The sequence below is a fragment of the Microbacterium radiodurans genome (genome assembly GCF_008710705.1).
Classification (GTDB): domain Bacteria; phylum Actinomycetota; class Actinomycetes; order Actinomycetales; family Microbacteriaceae; genus Microbacterium; species Microbacterium radiodurans.
The window spans coordinates 1080141-1100000 of sequence record NZ_VYRZ01000001.1; the positions used below are offsets into that span (position 1 = coordinate 1080141).

Annotated in this window: 20 protein-coding genes; 13 read left to right on the plus strand and 7 right to left on the minus strand. The window is 71.2% G+C overall.

Features of this window, described 5'->3' with window-relative positions; translation table 11 throughout:
• The first annotated feature begins 60 nt into the window (after positions 1 to 60).
• Positions 61 to 903 carry a pyrroline-5-carboxylate reductase gene (gene proC / locus F6B42_RS04980; RefSeq protein ID WP_150418440.1) on the plus strand — a complete coding sequence of 281 codons (843 nt, stop codon included), beginning with the start codon at positions 61 to 63 and terminating at the stop codon, positions 901 to 903.
• 113 nt (positions 904 to 1016) lie between these two features.
• On the opposite strand, the gene F6B42_RS04985 is transcribed toward proC, so the two are convergent.
• The 3 genes from F6B42_RS04985 to F6B42_RS04995 form a co-directional block, all read right to left on the minus strand.
• Complete coding sequence (locus F6B42_RS04985; protein ID WP_150418441.1) at positions 1017 to 1982, minus strand: PDDEXK family nuclease; 966 nt, start codon at positions 1980 to 1982, stop codon at positions 1017 to 1019.
• Positions 1983 to 2163: 181 nt separating this feature from the next.
• Complete coding sequence (locus tag F6B42_RS04990) at positions 2164 to 2835, minus strand: potassium channel family protein (RefSeq protein ID WP_150418442.1); 672 nt, start codon at positions 2833 to 2835, stop codon at positions 2164 to 2166.
• Positions 2828 to 4270, minus strand: a complete 1443-nt coding sequence (locus F6B42_RS04995) for a TrkH family potassium uptake protein (RefSeq protein WP_150418443.1) — start codon at positions 4268 to 4270, stop codon at positions 2828 to 2830. Before F6B42_RS04995 ends, F6B42_RS04990 begins: the two co-directional genes overlap by 8 nt.
• A 120-nt stretch (positions 4271 to 4390) precedes the next feature.
• Between F6B42_RS04995 and F6B42_RS05000 the strand changes: the two genes are divergently transcribed.
• From F6B42_RS05000 to F6B42_RS05025, 6 genes are all read left to right on the plus strand, one after another.
• A complete protein-coding gene (locus F6B42_RS05000; RefSeq protein WP_150418444.1) occupies positions 4391 to 4801 on the plus strand; it encodes an ArsR/SmtB family transcription factor in 411 nt (136 codons plus the stop codon).
• A gap of 98 nt (positions 4802 to 4899) precedes the next feature.
• Positions 4900 to 5091, plus strand: a complete 192-nt coding sequence (locus tag F6B42_RS05005) for a helix-turn-helix domain-containing protein (protein WP_150418445.1) — start codon at positions 4900 to 4902, stop codon at positions 5089 to 5091.
• An 81-nt stretch (positions 5092 to 5172) separates the two neighbouring features.
• Positions 5173 to 5271 carry a 30S ribosomal protein bS22 gene (locus F6B42_RS05010; RefSeq protein ID WP_003792170.1) on the plus strand — a complete coding sequence of 33 codons (99 nt, stop codon included), beginning with the start codon at positions 5173 to 5175 and terminating at the stop codon, positions 5269 to 5271.
• A gap of 104 nt (positions 5272 to 5375) precedes the next feature.
• Positions 5376 to 5669, plus strand: a complete 294-nt coding sequence (locus F6B42_RS05015; RefSeq protein WP_150418446.1) for a rhodanese-like domain-containing protein — start codon at positions 5376 to 5378, stop codon at positions 5667 to 5669.
• 15 nt (positions 5670 to 5684) lie between these two features.
• Positions 5685 to 5981: a glutaredoxin family protein gene (locus F6B42_RS05020; protein ID WP_150418447.1), complete on the plus strand. Its 297-nt coding sequence runs from the start codon at positions 5685 to 5687 to the stop codon at positions 5979 to 5981.
• Positions 5978 to 6280, plus strand: coding sequence for a Dabb family protein (locus F6B42_RS05025; protein WP_150418448.1), 303 nt, complete (start codon positions 5978 to 5980; stop codon positions 6278 to 6280). Before F6B42_RS05020 ends, F6B42_RS05025 begins: the two co-directional genes overlap by 4 nt.
• Before the next feature lie 23 nt (positions 6281 to 6303).
• Here F6B42_RS05025 and F6B42_RS05030 read toward each other — a convergent pair whose 3' ends face one another.
• Positions 6304 to 7527 (minus strand): mechanosensitive ion channel family protein, encoded by a 1224-nt coding sequence (locus F6B42_RS05030; protein WP_150418449.1) that lies wholly within the window; start codon positions 7525 to 7527, stop codon positions 6304 to 6306.
• 104 nt (positions 7528 to 7631) lie between these two features.
• Positions 7632 to 8972 (minus strand): aspartate--tRNA(Asn) ligase, encoded by a 1341-nt coding sequence (aspS, locus tag F6B42_RS05035; RefSeq protein WP_150418450.1) that lies wholly within the window; start codon positions 8970 to 8972, stop codon positions 7632 to 7634.
• A 101-nt stretch (positions 8973 to 9073) separates the two neighbouring features.
• Between aspS and F6B42_RS05040 the strand changes: the two genes are divergently transcribed.
• Genes F6B42_RS05040 through ccsB form a run of 6 tightly spaced genes read left to right on the plus strand, consistent with a single transcriptional unit; the run spans position 9074 to position 14789 of the window.
• Positions 9074 to 9781 carry a DedA family protein gene (locus F6B42_RS05040; protein WP_150418451.1) on the plus strand — a complete coding sequence of 236 codons (708 nt, stop codon included), beginning with the start codon at positions 9074 to 9076 and terminating at the stop codon, positions 9779 to 9781.
• A gap of 24 nt (positions 9782 to 9805) precedes the next feature.
• Positions 9806 to 10435: a histidine phosphatase family protein gene (locus tag F6B42_RS05045; protein WP_150418452.1), complete on the plus strand. Its 630-nt coding sequence runs from the start codon at positions 9806 to 9808 to the stop codon at positions 10433 to 10435.
• Positions 10435 to 11064, plus strand: a complete 630-nt coding sequence (locus F6B42_RS05050) for a TlpA family protein disulfide reductase (RefSeq protein WP_150418453.1) — start codon at positions 10435 to 10437, stop codon at positions 11062 to 11064. The genes F6B42_RS05045 and F6B42_RS05050 overlap by 1 nt, the downstream gene beginning before the upstream one ends.
• Positions 11061 to 11927, plus strand: a complete 867-nt coding sequence (locus F6B42_RS05055) for a cytochrome c biogenesis CcdA family protein (RefSeq protein ID WP_150418454.1) — start codon at positions 11061 to 11063, stop codon at positions 11925 to 11927. The genes F6B42_RS05050 and F6B42_RS05055 overlap by 4 nt, the downstream gene beginning before the upstream one ends.
• The gene (resB, locus tag F6B42_RS05060) at positions 11905 to 13695 is read left to right on the plus strand and encodes a cytochrome c biogenesis protein ResB (RefSeq protein ID WP_150418455.1); all 1791 of its coding nucleotides are present in this window, start codon (positions 11905 to 11907) and stop codon (positions 13693 to 13695) included. The genes F6B42_RS05055 and resB overlap by 23 nt, the downstream gene beginning before the upstream one ends.
• 5 nt (positions 13696 to 13700) lie before the next feature.
• Entirely contained in the window at positions 13701 to 14789 is a 1089-nt protein-coding gene (gene ccsB / locus F6B42_RS05065) for a c-type cytochrome biogenesis protein CcsB (protein WP_150418456.1), read from the plus strand.
• Between the two features lie 106 nt (positions 14790 to 14895).
• Here ccsB and F6B42_RS05070 read toward each other — a convergent pair whose 3' ends face one another.
• Both F6B42_RS05070 and F6B42_RS05075 read right to left on the minus strand, forming a co-directional pair.
• On the minus strand, positions 14896 to 16947 hold the full coding sequence (locus tag F6B42_RS05070) for a YhgE/Pip domain-containing protein (protein WP_150418457.1): 2052 nt from the start codon (positions 16945 to 16947) through the stop codon (positions 14896 to 14898).
• Positions 16944 to 19736, minus strand: a complete 2793-nt coding sequence (locus F6B42_RS05075) for an MMPL family transporter (RefSeq protein ID WP_150418458.1) — start codon at positions 19734 to 19736, stop codon at positions 16944 to 16946. Before F6B42_RS05075 ends, F6B42_RS05070 begins: the two co-directional genes overlap by 4 nt.
• Positions 19737 to 19860 lie beyond the last annotated feature (124 nt).

The following is a 19860-nucleotide window of genomic DNA, read 5'->3' on the forward strand; positions in this document are numbered from 1 at the left end:
TTCGACTCTACCCCGCGCCCGATCCACGCGCTGGGAAAGGGCCGGACATAAGATCGTGGGATGGTCGCCACCCCCGCCCTGCCCCCGATCGCCATTCTCGGAGCCGGCTCGATGGGGGGTGCGATCCTGTCGGGACTCGTGGCCTCCGGGTCCGCCGCAGGCGGTGTCACGGTGACGAACCGCTCGGCCGAGAAGGCCCGCGCCCTCGCCGACCTGCCCGGCGTGACGAGCATCGCTCTGGCCGAGAACCCGGCCGGGAACGTCGAGGCCGTCGCCGGCGCCGGGATCGTCCTGGTCGGTGTGAAGCCCGCGATGGTTCCCGACCTCCTCCGCGAGATCGTCCCGGCGCTGCGACCGGGCACGATCGTCGTGAGCCTCGCCGCGGGCGTGACGATCGACACCTTCGCGGGGATCCTCGGCGCCGACGTGCCGGTGATCCGATCGATGCCGAACACGCCGGCAGTTGTCGGCAAGGCCGTCACCGGCCTCGCGGCGGGGGATGCGGCATCCGCCGACGACCTCGCGCTCGTGCGGGCGCTGTTCGAGACGTGCGGGGCCGTGGTCGAGGTGCCGGAGGATCGGATCGACGCCCTGTCGACGATCTCGGGGTCGGGCCCCGCGTACGTCTTCCTGCTGATCGAGGAGCTCACCCGTGCCGCGGTCGGCAAGGGGTTCGACGAGGCGCAGGCGCGCCTCATGGCCGAGCAGACCTTCATCGGCGCCGCCGCGCTGCTCGACGGCTCGGGTGAGGACCCGGCCGAGCTGCGGCGCCGCGTCACGAGCCCGAAGGGGACGACCGAGCGCGCCATCGCCGTGCTGCAGGAAGCGGACCTCGCCGACGTCTTCGCGCGTGCCACCGACGCCGCCCTCGCGCGCGCCCGCGAGCTCGCCGCCGGCGCCTGACCCGCGCGGCGCCCCCTCGGCAGGCCGAACTCGTCGCCACCTGCGCCTATGTCGCGTCGGAACGAGCACATAGCGCCGAGTTCGCATCGCCGAATGCGCCAGAAGCGCCGAGTTCAGGCGCGGGCGCGTCGGGCGAAGGCGGCGCGGACGAGGGGAACGGCACGGGCGGAGCGGATGTGGTGCGCCGTCACCCGCACCACCTCCCAGCCCGCGTCCGCGTAGGCGGCGTACTTGTCGAGATCCCGGTTCCACTGACGCCGACTCGTGCGATGGTGATCTCCTTCGACCTCGACGACGATGCGGGACTCGCGGTAGGCGAACTCCGAGATTCCGAGCAGAACGCCGCGGGCGTCGCGGATCTCGGCATCCAGTTCGGGCGTCGGAGCTCCAGCGGCCTGGAGATCGAGCCGCAGCTCGGTCTCCAGCGGCGATGAGCTCCCCACCCGGATGAGTCGGAGGGCGCAGCGCAACCGAGCCGCCCCGCGTCGTGGCCCGGCCGCCGCAGCCGCCGCGAGCCGTCCGAGGGTCGTCGTCGCGGCGTCAGGGCGGAGACGTCCGCGATCGTCGCGGGGTTCGCGAACGAAGGCGTCTCCCACGACGACGAGGTCTCGCACGTCCAGGTCGCGCCCCAGCGCTGCCCAACACGACGGAGGATCCGCGACGGGAACGCCCTCTACCGCGCCGACCTCGACGAGACGCCTCTCGACGGAGATGCCGCGGACCCCGCGCGCGCGAGGTGCACGCGCCGGCGCGAGGACGCCGACGTCGAGCGGGCCGTCTGCCGCCAGCGGCGCGTGGTGCAGCGCTGCCGCTGTGCGGGCGGTGAAGAAGGCGCGCTCGGGCATGACCAGCGTGTAGGCCCGCGCACGTCGGAGCACTCCGCTTCGAGCCGCGCGGTCTCGATCGCCCGGCTCGGAGCCGACCTCCTCGGGCGCCGGATCACGCGAGCGAACACCGCGGAACGGGCGCCCGAGATCGCCGGTTCGCAAGCGCGCCGGCGTGGTGCCTCTGTCGAGGGCGTCCCCGACGCGGAACGAGTCGGCGAGATCGGGCGGCAGCGGGGTGGGTCGTCTCGGCATCCGATCATCGTGCTCGCCGGCGATCGGTCCCGGTGCGACTGTCGTCCCGCTCGTGGACGCGCAGAACGACAAGGGCTACGGGGGAGAGGGCGGCGGCGGAGAAGTCGTCGCCATCCGCGGGTTGCGGCGCGCGGAAGGCGCAGGAGACGCCACCTTCACCGACCGGCGGCCACCGGGAGGGTCAGCGGTCGAGGGAGGCGAAGCGCTCGATGTCGGAGTTCGTCCCCGAGACGATGATGAGGTCGTGGTTGGTGACCACGGTGTTGGCCTCGGCGTAGCGGAACGGCTTGCCCGGACTCTTCACCCCGACCACGGTCACGCTGTACTTCGTGCGCACGCCCGACTCGTTCAGACCCACGCCGCGGATGAACTTCGGCGGGTACATCTTCGCGAGCACGAAGTCATCGTCGAAGCGGATGAAGTCGAGCATGCGCCCGCTCACGAGGTGCGCCACGCGCTCGCCGGCCTCGCGCTCGGGATAGACGACGTGATTCGCGCCGACGCGGGCGAGGATCTTGCCGTGCGACTGCGAGACCGCCTTCGCCCAGATCTGCGGCACCTTGAGGTCGACGAGGTTCGCCGTGATGAGCACCGACGCCTCGATCGAGGAGCCGACCGCCACGACGGCGACCTGGAAGTCCTGCGCGCCGATCTGCTTCAGCGCGTCGAGGTTGCGCGCGTCGGCCTGCACGGCGTGGGTGACGCGCTCGGACCACTTCTGCACGAGCTCGAGGCTGTCGTCGATCGCGAGCACCTCGCGGTCGAGGCGATCGAGTTCGCCGGCGCAGGCGGCGCCGAAGCGGCCGAGACCGATGACCAGGACGGGGGCGTCGCCCCGGATCTGCTCAACCAACGATGGGCCTTTCGACGGGCAGGGCGTAGAGCTGCGAACGGGATGTCGCGGCCACCGCTGCGGCGAGTGTCACTGTACCAACGCGCCCCATGAACATCACCAGCGCCATGACGTACACGGCCGGGTCGGGCAGCTCGGCCGTCAGCCCGGTCGACAGGCCGACGGTGGCGAACCCCGAGATGACGTCGAAGAGGACGAGGTCCACCGGCGCCTTGGTGATCTGGGCGATCGTCACCGTGCCGATCGCGACGATCGTCGCGCTCCAGGCCACGACCGACAGAGCGACGCGCTGGACGTCGCTCGGGATGCGGCGGCCGAACGCCTGCACGGAGGGGCGCCCCTTCGCCTCCGACCACACCGCGAGGGCGAGCACTGCGAGCGTCGTGACCTTGATGCCGCCGGCGGTGGACGCCGAGCCGCCGCCGACGAACATGAGCATCGAGCCGACGATGAGCGATGAGCCGTGCATCTCGCCGATGTCGATGATCGAGAATCCGCCCGAGCGGGTCATCGCCGAGAGGAAGAACGCCTGGAAGGTCGTGTCCCACGCCTCCATCGAGCCGAAGGTCGCCGGGTTCTCGTACTCGAGCAGCAGGAAGACGCCGGCGCCGGCGAAGAACAGCACGACCGTCGTGATGAGGGTGAGCTTGGCGTGCAGCGACCACGCCCGCACACGCCAGTGGTGGCGCCAGAGGGTGAAGATCACCGGGAATCCGATCGACCCCAGGAACACGCCCGCCATGAGCACCGTGAGCATGACGTAGTCCTGCGCGAACGGCGCGAGACCCTCGGCGTTGGGCGCGAACCCGGTGTTCGTGAAGGCCATGGCGGCGTAGTACGGCGCCTCCCAGAGGGCCGTGAGGGGGTCGACGCCGCCGATGAGGAGCGAGGGGTAGAGGAGGATCGCGAGCCCCGCCTCGATCACGAGGGTCGAGAGGGCCACGGTGCGCAGCAGCAGACCCACCTCGCCCAGCCGCACGGCCTGACCCTCGTTGACCGGCCCCCCGTGCGCGCGCATCGGGTTGCTGTCGCCGGCCGCGATGAGCTTGGCGCGCAGGCCGAGGCGCTTGGAGATGACGAGGCCCAGGATCGATGCGAGGGTCAGCACCCCCAAGGCGCCGACGTTGACGCCGATGTAGATGAGCACGTGCCCGAAGGGCGACCAGTGCGTCGCCATGTCGACGGTCGCGAGGCCCGCGACGCAGATCGTCGACACCGCCGTGAAGAGCGCGTCGGCGAACGGGGTGGCGGTGCCCGACGCGGATGCCGCGGGCAGGGAGAACAGTGTGGTGAACAGCAGGATGAGGGTCGTGAAGATCAGCACCGCGAACCGGGACGGGGAGGCGGTGGCGAGATCACGGCCCGCGCCCCAGGCGCCCCCGACGACGCCGCGAAGGCGGCGCAACAGGAGTGCGCCGACGGACTGCCCCGCCATGCGGCTCCTCCCCGTGCGCCTGTCGCGCCTGTGCTGCTCCGGTGCGTCGACCCATAGCCCGGGACCGCCGCGATGTCGATGTCATGGTACTCGGGCGTGCGCGGCGACTAACCTGATGCCATGGCGGACATCTTCGACGTGATCGCCGACGGTACCCGTCGGGACATCCTGCGCTTCCTGCTCGACCGCGACTCCGACGCCTCCCACTCCGGGACGAGCGTGTCGCAGATCGTGCACGAGCTCGGGGTGAGCCAGCCGACGATCTCCAAGCACCTGAAGGTGCTGCGCGAGGCGGGTCTCGTGACCGTCCGCGAGGAGGGCCAGCACCGGTACTACAGCCTGTCGCCCGAGCCGCTCGACGTCGTCGACGACTGGCTCGTGCCGTTCCTGACCTCCGACGCCTACGACGACGAAGAGCCGGCGGCCGTTCTGACCGACGGCGCCGCCGCTGCCGCCGACCTCGTGGGACGCGCCGCGGCATCCGCGAAGCATGCCGTCACGAGCGTCCTCAACCGCCTGCCGGGACGCTGAGTCACACGCGTCCCTCGGGTTTACACGCGTCGCGCGCGGCCCCTATCCTGGTGGGCAGCGCTGGCCCCGACGGGCAGCCGCCGGGGAAGGGATCAACGATGGCCGAGCTGCCCGATGTGCGCTTCCTCACCGTCGCCGAGGTCGCCGCGATCATGCGCGTGTCGAAGATGACCGTGTATCGCCTCGTGCACGCGGGCGAGCTGCCGGCCGTCAGATTCGGCCGCAGCTATCGCGTGCTCGAGTCCGCCGTCACCGAGGCGCTGCAACGTCCCATCTCCGACGTCGGCTAGACTGATCCGAGGCATTTTCGCAGATGCCTGTTCCCGGACGCCGTCAAGACGCGTCCAGACCCTGACATAGTGAGGTTTTCCGTGGGTTCTGTCATCAAGAAGCGCCGCAAGCGCATGGCGAAGAAGAAGCACCGCAAGCTGCTTCGCAAGACTCGCCACCAGCGCCGCAACAAGAAGTAGATCGCGGCACTGCTCGTCGAGTAACGCCACTGAGCGCCCCGTCCGGCTCCGGCCGAGGGGCGCTTCGTGCTTTCCGCGCCCCTAGGCTGGGGGAGGAGGAACGCATGAAATCGATCACCATCGACCAGCTCCGCGCCGGCCGGGACGTCCCGCTCATCGACGTGCGCGAGGACCACGAGTTCGCCGCCGGACGCGTACCGGGAGCGATCAGCATCCCGATGTCGCAGCTCGGCGACCGACTCGGCGAGCTGCCCGACGGCGCGTTCGACGTCATCTGCCAGGCCGGCGGACGCTCGGCGCAGGTGGTGCAGGCGCTCGAGGCCCGCGGCCACGACGCCACGAATGTCGAGGGCGGCACCGGGGAATGGGCCGCACGCGGGTTCGAGATCGAGCGCTGACGCGACGCCCCGACGATGACGACCCTCACGCTCATCTCCAAGCCCGACTGCCATCTCTGCGACGTCGCTCGCGAGATCGTCGACGCGGTCGTGTCCGACCTGCCGGAGGATGCCGTCGAGGTGCGCGAGCTGTCGATCCTCGACGACTCCGCGCTGTATGAGCGGTGGTGGGAGAAGATCCCGGTCGTCCTCATCGACGACCGCCTCCACGCGCACTGGCGGCTCTCCGCCGACAGGCTTCGCGCCGCGCTGACCGCGGACCCGAACGACCCTCGACCGCACGACGCCACCGCACAGGAGCCGCTCACATGACCATCCGCCACATCGTCGCCTGGAAGCTCAACGGCGAGGACGGCGCAGCACGCGCCGATCAGGCCGCCGAGATCACCCGCCGTCTCGAGGCGCTCGTCGGCGTCGTGCCGTCGCTGCGGACGCTGAGCATCGGCCCGAACGTCGCCTATCCCGACCAGAACGGCGACGTCGCTCTCGTCGCCGACTTCGACGACCTCGCCGGGCTCGAGGCCTACCAGGTGCACCCCGCCCACCAGGAGGTCGTCGGCTACGTCCGCAGCGTCGCCGCGTCGCGCATCTCGGTCGACTTCGAGGTCTGATCGGCCGCCGTTCCGCGCGAGGGTCAGCGGGCGGCGTCGGGCTCGCGGTCGCGCTCGGCGTCGAGACCGTCCTGCGTCACGATCGGGATCGCGTTCGTGAAGGTGCTCGCGCGCCGTTCGGCCTCCGCGCTCCCGGTGAAGAGCCCCTCGGTGGTGGCGGCGGGCTCGGTCTTGGTGCGGCGCTGGGGTTCCGACGACGCCGCGCTCGAGCCCGCGGCTCCGGCCTCGGCCATGACCACGCGCTGCACGGGCAGGGCATCCGGCATCGATTCCTGCACCCACGTCACCATCGCCTCGCGGACGAGCGTGCGGAGGTCGGCCAGGGTGGGCGCATCCTTCGCCGTGATGAGGATGCGGACGCGCACATACCCGGCGACGGCGTCGGTCACCTGCAGCACCGAGGCGCGCCCGTCCCAGAGGTCGGTGGTCTCGAGGACGTCGTGAAGGTGCTCGCGCATGCGGCCGGGCGAGACGTTCCAGTCGAGGTCCATCTCGACCGCGCCCATCAGCTCGGACCCCCGGCGCGTCCAGTTCTCGAACGGCGTCGTCGTGAAGTACGTGCACGGCAGCACCAGGCGGCGCTCGTCCCACAGATCCAGCACGACGTAGCTGAGCGTGATCTCGCCGACCCGACCCCATTCGCCCTCGGCCACGACGACGTCGTCGACCCGCAGAGCGTCGCTGAACACGATCTGGAGCCCCGCGAACACGTTCGCGAGCACCGACTGGGCGGCGAGTCCGGCGACGACCGACGCGATGCCGGCCGAGGCGAGGACGCTCGCACCGACGGCCCGCACCGAGTCGAAGGTGAGCAGCGCGGCGCCGATCCCGATGATGATGATGATCGCGACCGCGAGACGACGGACGATCAGCATCTGCGTGCGGATGCGGCGGGCCACCCGATTGTCGGGCACGTCGATCCGGTACCGGCCGAGAGCGACATCGGTGACCACGACGACGAGCGAGGCGAGCAGCCACGCGCTCGCCCCGATGATGAGGATCGTCAGGACCTGCCCGAGGATGGAGCGCCAGAGCTCATCGGGGAACGCCGTCCGCACCGCGCCCCAGAGCGCGATCGTGAGGAGCAGGGTGCGGAACGGGCTCCGCGACGTGCGGGTGAGCACCTCCGGCCAGCGGTGCCGACGCCCCGCGATGCGCAGCGCGATGCTCGCCACCACGGCCACCAGGGTCGCGGCGACGAGTCCCACCAGCACCGCGATGCCGAAATCCATCCAGCCGTCCCACATACGTCCTGCTCCCTCCGTCGGCGGAACAGGCCACGATACGGGCGGGAGCGTCCGGATGCTGAGTGGTTGCCGGGTACGCGGGGAGCCGTGCTACGGGCGCGAGGTCAGGGTGCCAGGCGGGTCGGGCCGCGGAAGAGGTAGGTGACCTCGCGGATCGACTCCTGGCCGAGCAGCAGCATCAGGACGCGCGCGAGGCCCATGCCGAACCCGCCGTGCGGCGGGGCGCCGTAGCGGAAGAAGTCGAGGTAGAAGTCGAGGTGCTCGGGGTCGAGCCCCTTCTCCTTCGCCTGCGAGATGAGGACGTCGACGCGGTGCTCGCGCTGCGCGCCGGTGGTGATCTCGACGCCGTTGAAGAGCAGGTCGTACGACTTCGTCAGCCCGGTCTCGTCGTCGCGCATGTGGTAAAAGGCGCGGATCTCGGGGTGGTAGTCGGTGATGAACACGAACTGGTGGCCGTAGGTCTCGAGGGCGTGCGCGGCGATCTGGCGCTCGCCCTCGGGGTCGAGGTCGCCGTCGGTGCGGGGCACCTCGTAGCCGCGAGCGGCGACGATCTCGCGCGCCTCGGCGAGGGGGATGCGCGGGAACGGGATCGCGGGGACCTGCACCTCGACGCCGAACAGCTCCTGGATCTCGGCGCCGTGCTTGTCGGCGACGGCCTGGATGGCGCTCTGGAGGAGCTCCTCCTGCATGCGCGCGACGTCCTCGTGCGAGTCGATCCAGCTGATCTCGGCGTCGATCGAGGTGAACTCGGTGGCGTGCCGACTGGTGAAGGAGGGGTCGGCGCGGAAGGCGGGGGCGATCTCGAAGATCTTGCCGAAGCCCGCGACCTGGGCCATCTGCTTGAAGAACTGCGGGCTCTGCGCGAGGTAGGCCGTCTTCTCCTCGAAGTACGGCACCTCGAACAGCTCGGCGTTCGACTCCGAGGGGGAGGCCATGAGCTTCGGCGAGTGGACCTCGATGTAGTCGCGCTCGACCCAGTACGTGCGCATCGCGTGTTCGAGCGTCGTCTGCACGCGGAAGATGAGGTTGTTTCGGCGCTGACGGAGGTCGATGAAGCGCCAGTCCATGCGCTTGTCGAGACCGGAGTCGGCCGCGATGGGCGTCTCGGGGAGGGCGGCGGCCGCGATGTCGAGGGCGCCGATCTTGATCTCGACGCCGCCGAGCTTGACGCGCTCGTCGTGCTTGAGCTCGCCCGTCACCGTCAGGAAGGTCCCGCTCGCGAGGTTCGAGATCAGGTCGGTCAGGGCGAGGGCCGCAGCATCCTGCTCGGTGTCGCCCTCGATGGGGCGCGTCGCGGGGTTGACCAGCTGCACCGCGCCGGTCTCGTCGCGGAGGATGACGAACTGCACCTTCTTCTGATCGCGGACGGTCTCGACCCATCCGGACACCGACACGGGGCCGTCGGGGCGGGCCTGCAGCTGCTGGACGAGAACGCGTTCACTCACGAGGGGAGAGTCTACGCGTCCAGCCATCTCCGACGTCGCCGCCCTATGCTGTGCGCGGGGCCCGCTCGGGCATCCGATCACCGAGCGCGGAAGAGCACCCGATGACCGACACGATGCTGGCTGCCGAGACCGAGGGCGGCGGCTCCTGGCTGAGCGCCATCGCCGACTGGACCGTCTCGCTGATGGACACGATCGGCCCCGTGGGGGCGGCGATCGCGGTCGGCATGGACAATCTGTTCCCGCCGATTCCGAGCGAGGTCGTCCTGCCGATGGCGGGGCTCGCGGCATCCCGCGGCTCGTTCACCCTCGCCGAGGCGATTCTCTGGACGACGTTCGGTTCCGTCTTCGGCGCGTACATCCTCTACGTCCTGGGACGCTGGTTGGGCGCCGAGCGCCTGCGCCGCATCGCCGACCGGATGCCGCTGGTCACGGGCGACGACGTCGTGCGATCGGTCGCGTGGTTCGAGAAGCACGGCTCGATCGCGGTCTTCTTCGGCCGCATGGTGCCGCTGTTCCGGAGCCTCATCTCGATCCCGGCGGGCGTGGCGCGGATGCACTGGTGGAAGTTCGGCCTCCTCACCACGGCCGGCAGCCTCATCTGGAACTCGATCTTCGTGATGGCCGGGTTCCTCCTCGGCGAGAACTGGCACGTGGTCGAGCAGTACGCCGAGATCTTCCAGACCGTCGTGATCGTCGTCGTGGTCGTCGCGGTCGTGTGGTTCGTCATCGCGCGCGTGCGCTCGGCCCTGCGCTCGCGCGCCGCCGATGACGGCGACGCGGGCGGGGCCGAGCGCTCAGGGACCGCATAGCCCGCCCGCCGTAGACTGGAGACCGTGCCAGCAGACCGCCTCCATCTCGTGCGCCACGGGGAGGTCCACAACCCCCGACGCGTGCTGTACGGGCGGCTGCCGCACTTCGGACTCAGCGAGGACGGGCGGCGCATGGCGCAGGCCGCGGCCGACCACGTCGCATCGCTCGGCCGGCCGGTCGCCTCCCTCGTCGCGTCGCCGCTGCAGCGCACGCAGGAGTCGGCCGAGCCGTTCACGGCCGCGTTCGGCCTCGATCCGACCCTCGACGAGCGGGTCATCGAGCCGCACAACGTCTTCGAGGGTCGTCGGATGCGGCGGGCGCTGGCCAACCCGCTGAACTGGCGTCACCTGCGCACCCCCGAGACCCCGAGCTGGGGCGAGCCCTACCTCGAGGTCGTCGCGCGGATGGATGCCGCGATGCGCGACCTCTGGCAGAGCACCGACGGCGGGGACGCCGTCATCGTCTCGCACCAGCTGCCCATCTGGATCACCCACCTCGCCGTGGCCGGTCTGCCGCTCCGGCACGACCCCCGCCGCCGTCGCTGCGCTCTGTCGAGCATCACGAGCTTCGAGCTCGCCGGCGACGTCTGGCGCGAGGTCGATTACGCCGAGCCCGCCTCGACCGCGGGCGCCGTCGATGTAGGAGCCGTCTGATGAAGCGCCGCGTCCTGTCCGCCGTCCTCGCTCTCGGGCTCGCCGCGGGACTCGCCGCGTGCACGAGCCCGAACGACGATCTGGCAGGCCAGTACCGCGAGGGCGACAATAAGGGGTTCATCTCGGGCGACGGCACCGTCACCGAGATCCCGGAGGCCGAGCGCGGCGCTCCGCTCGAATTCACCGGGACCGCCGTCGACGGCTCGACGATCTCGCGCGCCGACTACCCGGGCCAGGTGCTCGTGCTGAACTTCTGGTACGCCCAGTGCGGTCCGTGCCGCGCCGAGGCGCCGCTGCTCGAGGAGGTCGCCGGGGCGACCGCCGCGTCGGTGGGTGCCGACTTCCTCGGGATCAACATCTACGACGGGGCCGAGCAGGCGGCATCCTTCGAGCGCACCTACGGCATCACCTACCCGTCGGTGCTCATGCAGGGCGACGGTGAGCTCAAGCTCGCGCTCGCCGCTTCGGCCTCGGTGCAGGCCGCCCCGACCACGCTCGTGCTCGACACCGAGGGACGCGTCTCGGCGCGGATCGTGGGGCAGCTCCGCGAAGCGTCGATCCTGCGGACCCTGGTGGAAGACGCCGCGGGGGATGCCGCCGGCGACGACGCCGGGTCGGGCCAGTCGTGAACCCCGGCGAGATCGTCTTCGGCGGAGCCCTCTGGCTCGCGCTTCCGATCGCGGTGCTCGCAGGTCTCGTGTCGTTCCTCTCGCCGTGCGTCCTGCCCCTCGTGCCGGGCTACCTCGGCTTCCTCGGGGGAGCCGTCGCGCCGCGCGCGCCGCGGCACGTGGTCGCGGCATCCGGTGGCGATGCATCTCGGACGATCGCGCCGACCTCGGCAGATTCCGCGGCATCCGTCCGAGTCTCGGCCGATTCTCCGAGGACGGCGACCGCCGCAGCGCCGGCCGGGCCAGGGCGCGGGCGTCTGCTGCTGAGCGTCGGGCTGTTCGTCGCCGGCTTCACGGTCGTGTTCCTGGCGATGGGCGTGTTCGCGGGCACCCTCGGGCGCGTGTTCTTCCAGTACCAGGACGTCATCACTCGCGTCCTCGGCGTCGTCGTGATCGTCCTCGGCCTCGTCTTCGTCGGCGCCTTCGGCTGGGCCCAGCGCATCTACCGCCCGCAGCTGCGCCAGAACCTCGGGCTCGCCGGTGCGCCGCTCCTCGGCATCGCCATGGGCATCGGCTGGGCGCCGTGCATCGGCCCGACGCTCGCCGCGATCCTCTCGATCGCCCTGAGCCAGGCCGATCCGGCCCGCGCCGGCATCCTCGCCGTCGCGTACTCGCTGGGCCTCGGCATCCCCTTCCTCCTCCTCGCGCTCGGCGCGAGCTGGGCCACCCGCTCGGTGGCTTTCGTCCGCCGCCACATCCGCGTCGTCAACATCGCCGGCGGCGCGCTGCTCGTGATCCTCGGCGTCCTGATGCTCACGGGCGTCTGGACCTCGATCATGTCCGTCTTCCAAGGAGTGGTGGCTGGTGTCCCGACCTTCCTCTGACGATTCCGACCCCACCGCGCCGCTGCGCCCCGGAGACCATTCGGAGTCCGCCGCGCCGTCCGCACCGGTCTCGTCGGGCGATGGCGCGATCGCGCAGCCGCAGCTCGGGCTGGTCGGCTGGCTGCGCTGGGGTTGGCGTCAGCTCACCAGCATGCGGACGGCGCTCGTCCTCCTGCTCCTCCTCGCGATCGCGGCGATCCCGGGCTCGATCGTGCCCCAGCGCACCGCCGACCCGAACGGTGTCACCCAGTGGCGCACCGACAACCCCGACCTGTATCCGATCCTCGATGCACTGCAGCTGTTCGACGTGTACAGCTCGGTGTGGTTCTCGGCGATCTACATCCTGCTGTTCGTCTCGCTCATCGGCTGCGTCATCCCGCGGACCAAGCACCACTGGCAGGCGCTGCGCGCGCGGCCGCCCCGCACACCGGCGCGCCTCTCGCGTCTGGCCGACCACCGCGAGGCCATGCTGCGTCTGGACGAGGACGAGGATGCCGGAGCCGCCGCCACGGCGGCCGTCGACGCCGCCGAGCAGCAGCTGCGCCGCTCTGGTTACCGCGTCGAGCGTTACGACTCCGCCCGCGGCGCTTCCGTCTCGGCCGAGCGCGGCTACCTGCGCGAGACCGGCAACCTCGTCTTCCACGCCTCGCTCGTGGGCGTGCTCATCTCGGTCGGCGTCGGCGGCGGACTCACCTACACGGGCCAGACCGTGATCACCGAGGGCGAGACCTTCGTGAACTCCCTCGGCCTCGGCTACAACTCCTTCAACCCGGGCCGCTTCGTCGACACCGATTCGATGCCGCCCTACGCGCTCACGCTCGACCGCTTCGACGTGACCTACGGTCCGTTCTCGGGCGATGCGGCGCACGGCATGGCCGGCGACTTCGCGGCGCACCTGACGGTCGGCGAACCGGGCCAGGACCCCCGCGACGCCGAGGTGCGCGTCAACCACCCGTTCGAGATCGAGGGCGACCGCGTCTATCTCATGGGCAACGGCTACGCGCCGTCGCTGACCGTTCGCAACGCGGAGGGCACCGTCGTCTTCAACGAGAGCGTCCCGTTCCTGCCGCAGGACAACAACATGACCTCGCAGGGCGTCGTGAAGATCGCGGACGGGATGCCGGACCAGCTGGGACTCGTCGGGTTCTTCTATCCGACGGCCGCGACCCTCGCCAACGGCGCGATCGGGTCGGCCTACGGAGACCTGACGAACCCGCTCGTCACGTTCTGGGTCTACCAGGGCGACCTCGGCATCGACGACGGCACGCCGCGTTCGGTCTACACCCTCGACCCCACCGGCATGGAGCAGATCGCCGGCAACGACTCGGACGTCGCGTCGCTCCAGCTCGAGCCGGGTCAGACCGTCGACCTGCCGAACGGACTCGGGACCGTCACGTTCCAGGACGAGCGTGCGACGGGAGCGGAGGAATCGGTCAAGCGCTACGTGTCGCTGTCGATCCACCGCGACGTCGGCGCGCCGTTCGTGCTCGTGTTCGCGATCCTGGCCACGCTCGGCCTGCTCGCCGGACTCTTCGTGCCGCGACGCCGGCTCTGGGTGAAGGCGACGCCGTCCGCCGCCGCCATCCACGTCGAGTACGCCGGTCTCGCCCGCGGTGAGGACCCGGCGATCAGGGCCGCCGTCGCCGACCTCTCGCGCACGCACCTCGCCGGTCTCGGCCGCGACGAGGTGGACCCGCCGGCGACCGCGGGTGCTGCTGGCGCCGCATCCGGCCGCCCGACCCGCGCTCCGGCGCCCGACGTAGACTGAGGATCATGCCCGAAGACCTGTCGCTGGATGCCGTTTCGGTCCTGCTCGTGTGGACGGCCGTGGCCGTCTACGCCCTGGCCTTCATCGCCTACGCCGTCGACCTGGCGCGCCGGTCGGACCTCGCCTTGAAGGCGAAGGACGCCGTCCCCGAGCTCGTCGGAGCAGGAGCAGGAGCAGGCGCCGGCGCGCGGTCGGCGGGTGCTCCGTCGATCGCCGACATCCGTCGCGCCGAGGCCGACGCCGAACTCGCCCTGAACGCGCGCCCCGCCGAGCGGCCACGGCTGCTGTGGGCGCGACTGGGCACCGCGCTGACGTGGATCGGGTTCGCGCTGCACACGGCGGCGACGATCCTCCGCGGCATCGCCGCCGAGCGCGTGCCGTGGTCGAACATGTACGAGTTCGCCATGACGGGCACGCTGCTCGTGGTCATGGTCTACCTCGTCGTCCTGTTCCGGTACGACCTGCGCTTCCTCGGCACCTTCATCACCGGTCTCACCGTCGTGCTCCTGGGCGGCGCCGCGACGAGCTTCTATGTCGTCGTCGTGCCGCTCGCCGACCCGCTGAAGTCGGTGTGGCTCGTCATCCACGTCTTCGTCGCCTCGCTCGCCTCGGCGTTCCTCGCTCTCGCGTTCGCCCTGTCGATCGTGCAGCTGCTGCAGTCCCGGCGCGAGGTGCGCGCGATCGCCCGCGTCGGCGCGGCGCGCACCGGCGATCAGGGCGGCGACGCGGCATCCGATCGTCCCGCGCGCGACGGCCTGCGGTTCCTCCGCACGCTGCCGAGCGCCGACGCGCTGGAGTCGCTCGCGTACCGTTTCGCCATCATCGGCTTCATCTTCTGGACCTTCACGCTCATCGCCGGCGCGATCTGGGCGAACGATGCGTGGGGTCGTTACTGGGGCTTCGACACGAAGGAAGTGTGGACCTTCGTCATCTGGGTGCTCTACGCCGGTTACATCCACGCGCGCGCGACGCGCGGCTGGCGCGGTAACCGCAGCGCCTGGCTGTCGATCGTCGGATTCTCGGCGGTGCTGTTCAACTTCGTCATCGTCAACCAGTTCTTCAAGGGTCTGCACGCGTACAGCGGCCTGAGCTGAGCGCTGCACCGAAGGGAATCGGCATCCGCCGTGAGACTCCGCTCCTGCGGATGAGTCTCACGGCGGATGCCGATTCTCGTTGACGGAGCCGTCAGGCGGGTGGCCGTCAGGTGGTGGCCGGGTGCAGCACGGCCCGCGCCGTCGTCGTGCGCGCCTGGGCCGTGGCCACCAGGGTGACGATGAGCGCGCCGATGGTCCACAGCACGAGCGCTGCGACGGCCGCCGTCCCGCCGTCCGCCGAGGTCAGCACCGAGAGCAGCCCGCGGTACGCCGGGGCCGTCGGCAGCAGGCCGGCGATCTCCGAGAGGACGCCGGGCACGGTCGAGACGACCCCGGTCGCGACGGCGAGCACGGCGACCGCCGCGGCGATCCAGCGCCCGATGCCGCCGAACACGGCGACGAGTGCCTGGTTGATCGCCGCGAACGCGACGCCGGCGAGCACGGCGACCCCGGCGAACGCCGCCCACGTCCACGGATCGTAGGATGCCGCGAGCTGCACCACGACGGCGACGAGCAGGCCCTGGACGGCGCCGATGACCGCCGCCGGCGCGAATGAGCGCAGGGTCAGCGCGGCCGACGAGCGACGCGAGCTGAGAGCCATCCGCGGCACGGCCTGCAGAGCGATGAACGACGCGATGCCGCCGAGCCAGAGCGCGAGAGCCGACAGCAGCGGGATCGCCGAGGCGCCGAACAGGTTCGACCCGAGGCCCTCGGCCTGCACGGGCGCGCTCACGACGCTCGCGAGGTCGGTGGCCTGCTCGTCGGTGTAGGAGGGGAGTGCGGCCGTCGCGGTGTCCAGGCCGTCGGCGAGGGTTCCGGTGCCGTCGGCGAGCTGCCCGACGCCGGTCGCGAGATCGCTCGCACCGCCCGAGGCGGCCGCCGCGCCGTCGGCGAGCTGCGCCGCGCCGCTGTCGAGCTGGGCTGCGCCGCTCGCGAGCTGGTCGGCTCCGGATGCGAGCTGCCCGACGCCGGTGGCGGCCGAGGTCGCACCGGCGGCGAGCTGGTCGATGCCGCCCGAGAGCTGGTCCACGCCGTCGGCGAGCTGACTCAGCGCCGGACCGAGAGCCGGGAGGCCCTGAAGGCCGGTGGCGATCGTTCCCGCGTTGGCGACGAAGCCCTGCACGGTCTGCAGGTTCGCGTCCGCGGCGGTGGAGGCCGCGGTGACATCGGCGCACCAGCTGTCGGGGATGGGGGCGGCCGCGCACTGCTGGGCGAGGCCGCGCAGGGTGTCGGCGGCCTGACCGAGGCTCGCGTTGATGGCCACCTGATCGTTCTGCACGGCTTCCGCCGCCGCCACCACGTCGGCGGGGATCTCCGGGAACGACGACGAGCTCGGCAGCTGACCCGCGATCGTCCCCAGCCCCTCCGCGAGCTGCCGTCCGTTGGCCGCGAGCGACTGCGCGCCCGCGGCCCATTCGTTCAGACCGGATGCCGCAGTGCCCGCCCCGTCGGCGAGCTGCGCCGCTCCGCCGGCGAGCTGTGCGGCTCCGCCCGCGAGCGCGTCGGCTCCCGTGGCCAGCTGCGCGGTGCCGTCGGCGAGCTGCGTCGCGCCGTCCGCGGCGGCACGGCCGCCGTCGGCGACCTGTCGGGCGCCGCCTGCGGCGTCGCCGAGCTGGTCGCCGAGGGTCGTAAAGCCGAGGAGGACGTTCTCGAGGTAGACCGTGGACAGCTGCGACCCCATGAGCGACGTCGCCGCCGCGGTGATCTGCGCCGTGATGGCGTCGTCCACGACGAGGCTGTCGGGCGAGGTCTGCACCTGGATCGTCGCCTTCTCGGGCGTGCCGCCGGGAGCGGTCGAGGTCGCCGCGGCCGAGAAGCCGCTCGGGATCGTGATGACCGCGTCGTAGCTCCCGTCCGCGAGGCCCGCCGCGGCATCCTCGTCGTTCGAGATCACCCAGGCGAGGTTGCTCGGAACCTCGTCCGACCCCTCGACCAGACCCGCTGTCAGCTGGCGCCCCAGCGGCGCGAGCTGGCCGTCGATCTCGACCGCCTCGTCGTCGTTCACGATCGCCGCGGTCATGTTCGAGAGGCGCTCGACGGGGTTGTAGAGCGCCGCGACGAGGATGCCGCCGACGAGCACGGGCAGGAGGATCACCCCCAGCACGGTCAGCCAGGTGATGGGCTTGCGCGAGCGGGCGCGTTCGATGGGCAGGGTCATGACGAGATCACCTCGGTCGTCGGGCGCTCGTGCGCACCGGTCTGCAGGGGGAGCGAGGCGGGCGCGGTGCGCCGTGCCTCGGCGAGGATGTCGAGCACGGCGCTCTCGCGGCGCGCGGTGGCGATGAGGGTGAGGTCCCCCGTCGCGCCGGCGTCGCGCAGGAGCGACGCCACCTGATCGCGGTCGGCGCCGGCGACGGCGTCGAGCCCGTCGAGGACGACCGTGGTCGTCCCGCCCGACAGCGCCGCCCGCACATCCTCCGCCGGATCGGCGGAGGTCGCCAGCAGGGCGAGGCCCACGTGCGAGCGCACCCAGGCCGCGCGCTCGGGGAGCAGGTGGCCGCCGACGCGGAGGCGACCGCCGTCAGGACGCAGTCGGCCGGCCACGACCAGCGCGAAAGCACGTCCGACGCGGGGATCGGGATGCGTGGCGACGAGCGTGCGCCCCGGCTCGACGCGGAACGTCGCTCCCCGCAGGAGCGGCTCGTCGGCATCGGGATCGGCGTGGACGGTGACGTCGTCGCCGACCGCGGCGGCGGTGGTGCCCGGCTCGGGCCAGTCGCGGAGCGAGAGCTCGCGTTCGACGGCCTCGCCTTCGATGTCGAAGTGGGGGAGCACGCGATCGAGCCAGCGCGGCATCCACCAGGCCTTCTCACCCAGCAGAGCCATGACGGCGGGGACGAGCGTCATGCGGATGAGGAACGCGTCGACGGCGATTCCGACCGCGAGCCCCAGTGCGATCGGCTTGATCGAGGAGTCACCCTCGGGCACGAACGCGGCGAAGACGGCGAACATGATCACGGCCGCGGCCGTGACGACGCGGGCCGATGAGACGAACCCGGTGCGGACGGCTCCGACGGCGGTGAGGCGATCGGCGCGCCCGCCGCGCGCCCGACGGGTGTGGACGTAGTCCTCGCGCATCCGCGAAACGAGGAAGACCTCGTAGTCCATCGCGAGCCCGAACAGCACACCCATCAGGATGATCGGCATGAAGCTGATCACCGGTCCCTCGCGGGTGACGTGCAGCAGATCGGCGAACCAGCCCCACTCGAACACCGCCGCCACGACGCCGAATGCGGCGGCGACCGAGAGGAGGTAGCCGAGCGCCGCCTTGATCGGCACCCAGATCGAGCGGAAGACGATCGTCAGCAGGATGAGCGAGAGCCCGACGACGAAGATGCCGAACGGGATCAGCGCCTCGCCGAGCCGATCGGAGATGTCGATGCCCACGGCGGTGAAGCCGGTGACCTTGAGGTCGACGCCGTACTCGTCGAGCAGACGGTCGTGCTGCGCGCGCAGCTCGCGGACGAGGTCGGCGGTCGCGGGATCGTCCGGAGCGGTCTCGGGAACGATCTGGACGAGTCCGGTGTCGGCGGTCGGGTTGGGGGTCGCGAGGGCGACCTCCTTCACCCCGGGGATCTGTGCGATCTCATCGCCGAGGTCCTGCATGAGGGTCAGCGGATCGTCCGAGGTCACGATCGTGCCGGTCATGATGAGCGGGCCGTTCGACCCCGCGCCGAAGTGCTCGGCGCTGAGGTCGTACGCCTGTCTCGCCTGACTCGACGGCGGCTGCACGCCCGCGTTCGGGAGCGCGAGGGTCAGGCTGGCCGCCGGGATCGCCAGCACGCCGAGCCCGGTGACGACGGCGATCGTCGTCACGAGGGGGCGGCGGGTGACGAGACGCACCCACCGCTCGGAGAACGGGCGACGGGTGCGGGCGGGCGCTGCGCGTCCCGCGCGGCGAGGACGAGCCGGGCGGCGACGCCACCCGGCGATCCGCGGGCCGGCGAAGCCCAGGAGAGCGGGCGTGAGGGTGACCGCCACGACGACGGCGATCGCGACGGCCACCGCGGCGGCGATGCCCATCGTGGTGAGGAACGGGATGCCGGCGAAGCTCAGCCCGACGAGGGCGATCAGCACCGTGATGCCGGCGAACGCGACCGACGACCCGGCGGTGCCGGTGGAGCGCGCCGCCGATTCCTCCGGATCCATGCCGGCGCGGACCTGATCCTGATGTCGCGCCGCGATGAAGAGCGAGTAGTCGATGCCGACGGCGAGACCGAGCATCACCGACAGGAGCGGCGTGGTCGACGAGACGGAGGCGAACTGGGTCGCGACGAAGATCATCGACGTGGCGAGGGCCACGCCGATGAGGGCGCTCACGAGCGGGAACCAGGCGACGGCGAACGAGCGGAACGTGATGATCAGCACGAAGAGGGCGACGAGCACGCCGATCACCTCGACGATCGAGAGCGCGGGGATCGAGGTCGAGAAGAGATCGCCGCCGAGGGCGACCTGCGACCCTGCGGGCATCTCGTCGCGCAGGTCGTCGGCGATCGCATTCAGCTCGTCGAGCGTCGCCTCCGGCACGTCGGTGGCCTGTCCGTCGAACTGGACGCGCACGATCGCCGCGCGGTCGTCGTCGGAGATCAGGCCCGATACGGTCTCGTCGAACGGGTCGGTGACGGCGAGGACGTCGTCGCCGAGGTCGCCGAACCGCGTCACGACGTCAGCGACCTCACCGGCGACCGGCTCGTCGCGCACGCTCTGCCCCTCGGGGGCGACGATCACGAGCTGCGCGCTCGTCCCACTGGCCTGCGGGAAGGTCCGATTGAGCAGCTCCAGGCCCTCCTGGGCTTCGGTCCCGGGGATCGTGAAGGAGTTGTCGGTGCCCTTGTTCAGCAGCAGCGCGCCGCCGCCGGCGATGACGAGGATGAGGAGCCAGGAGACCAGGACGCGCCACGGGTGCCGGAACGACCAGCGGCCGAGGGTGAAGAGGAGTGTGGACACGGGCGCTCCTGGTCGTGCGATGCGGTCATGCGGTTCTGGACGGGAGTTCGATACAGCGCTGTATCCGATACACCAATGTATCCTAGGCTCAGTCGTCCCCGATCCGCCTGGACGAACGTTGTGA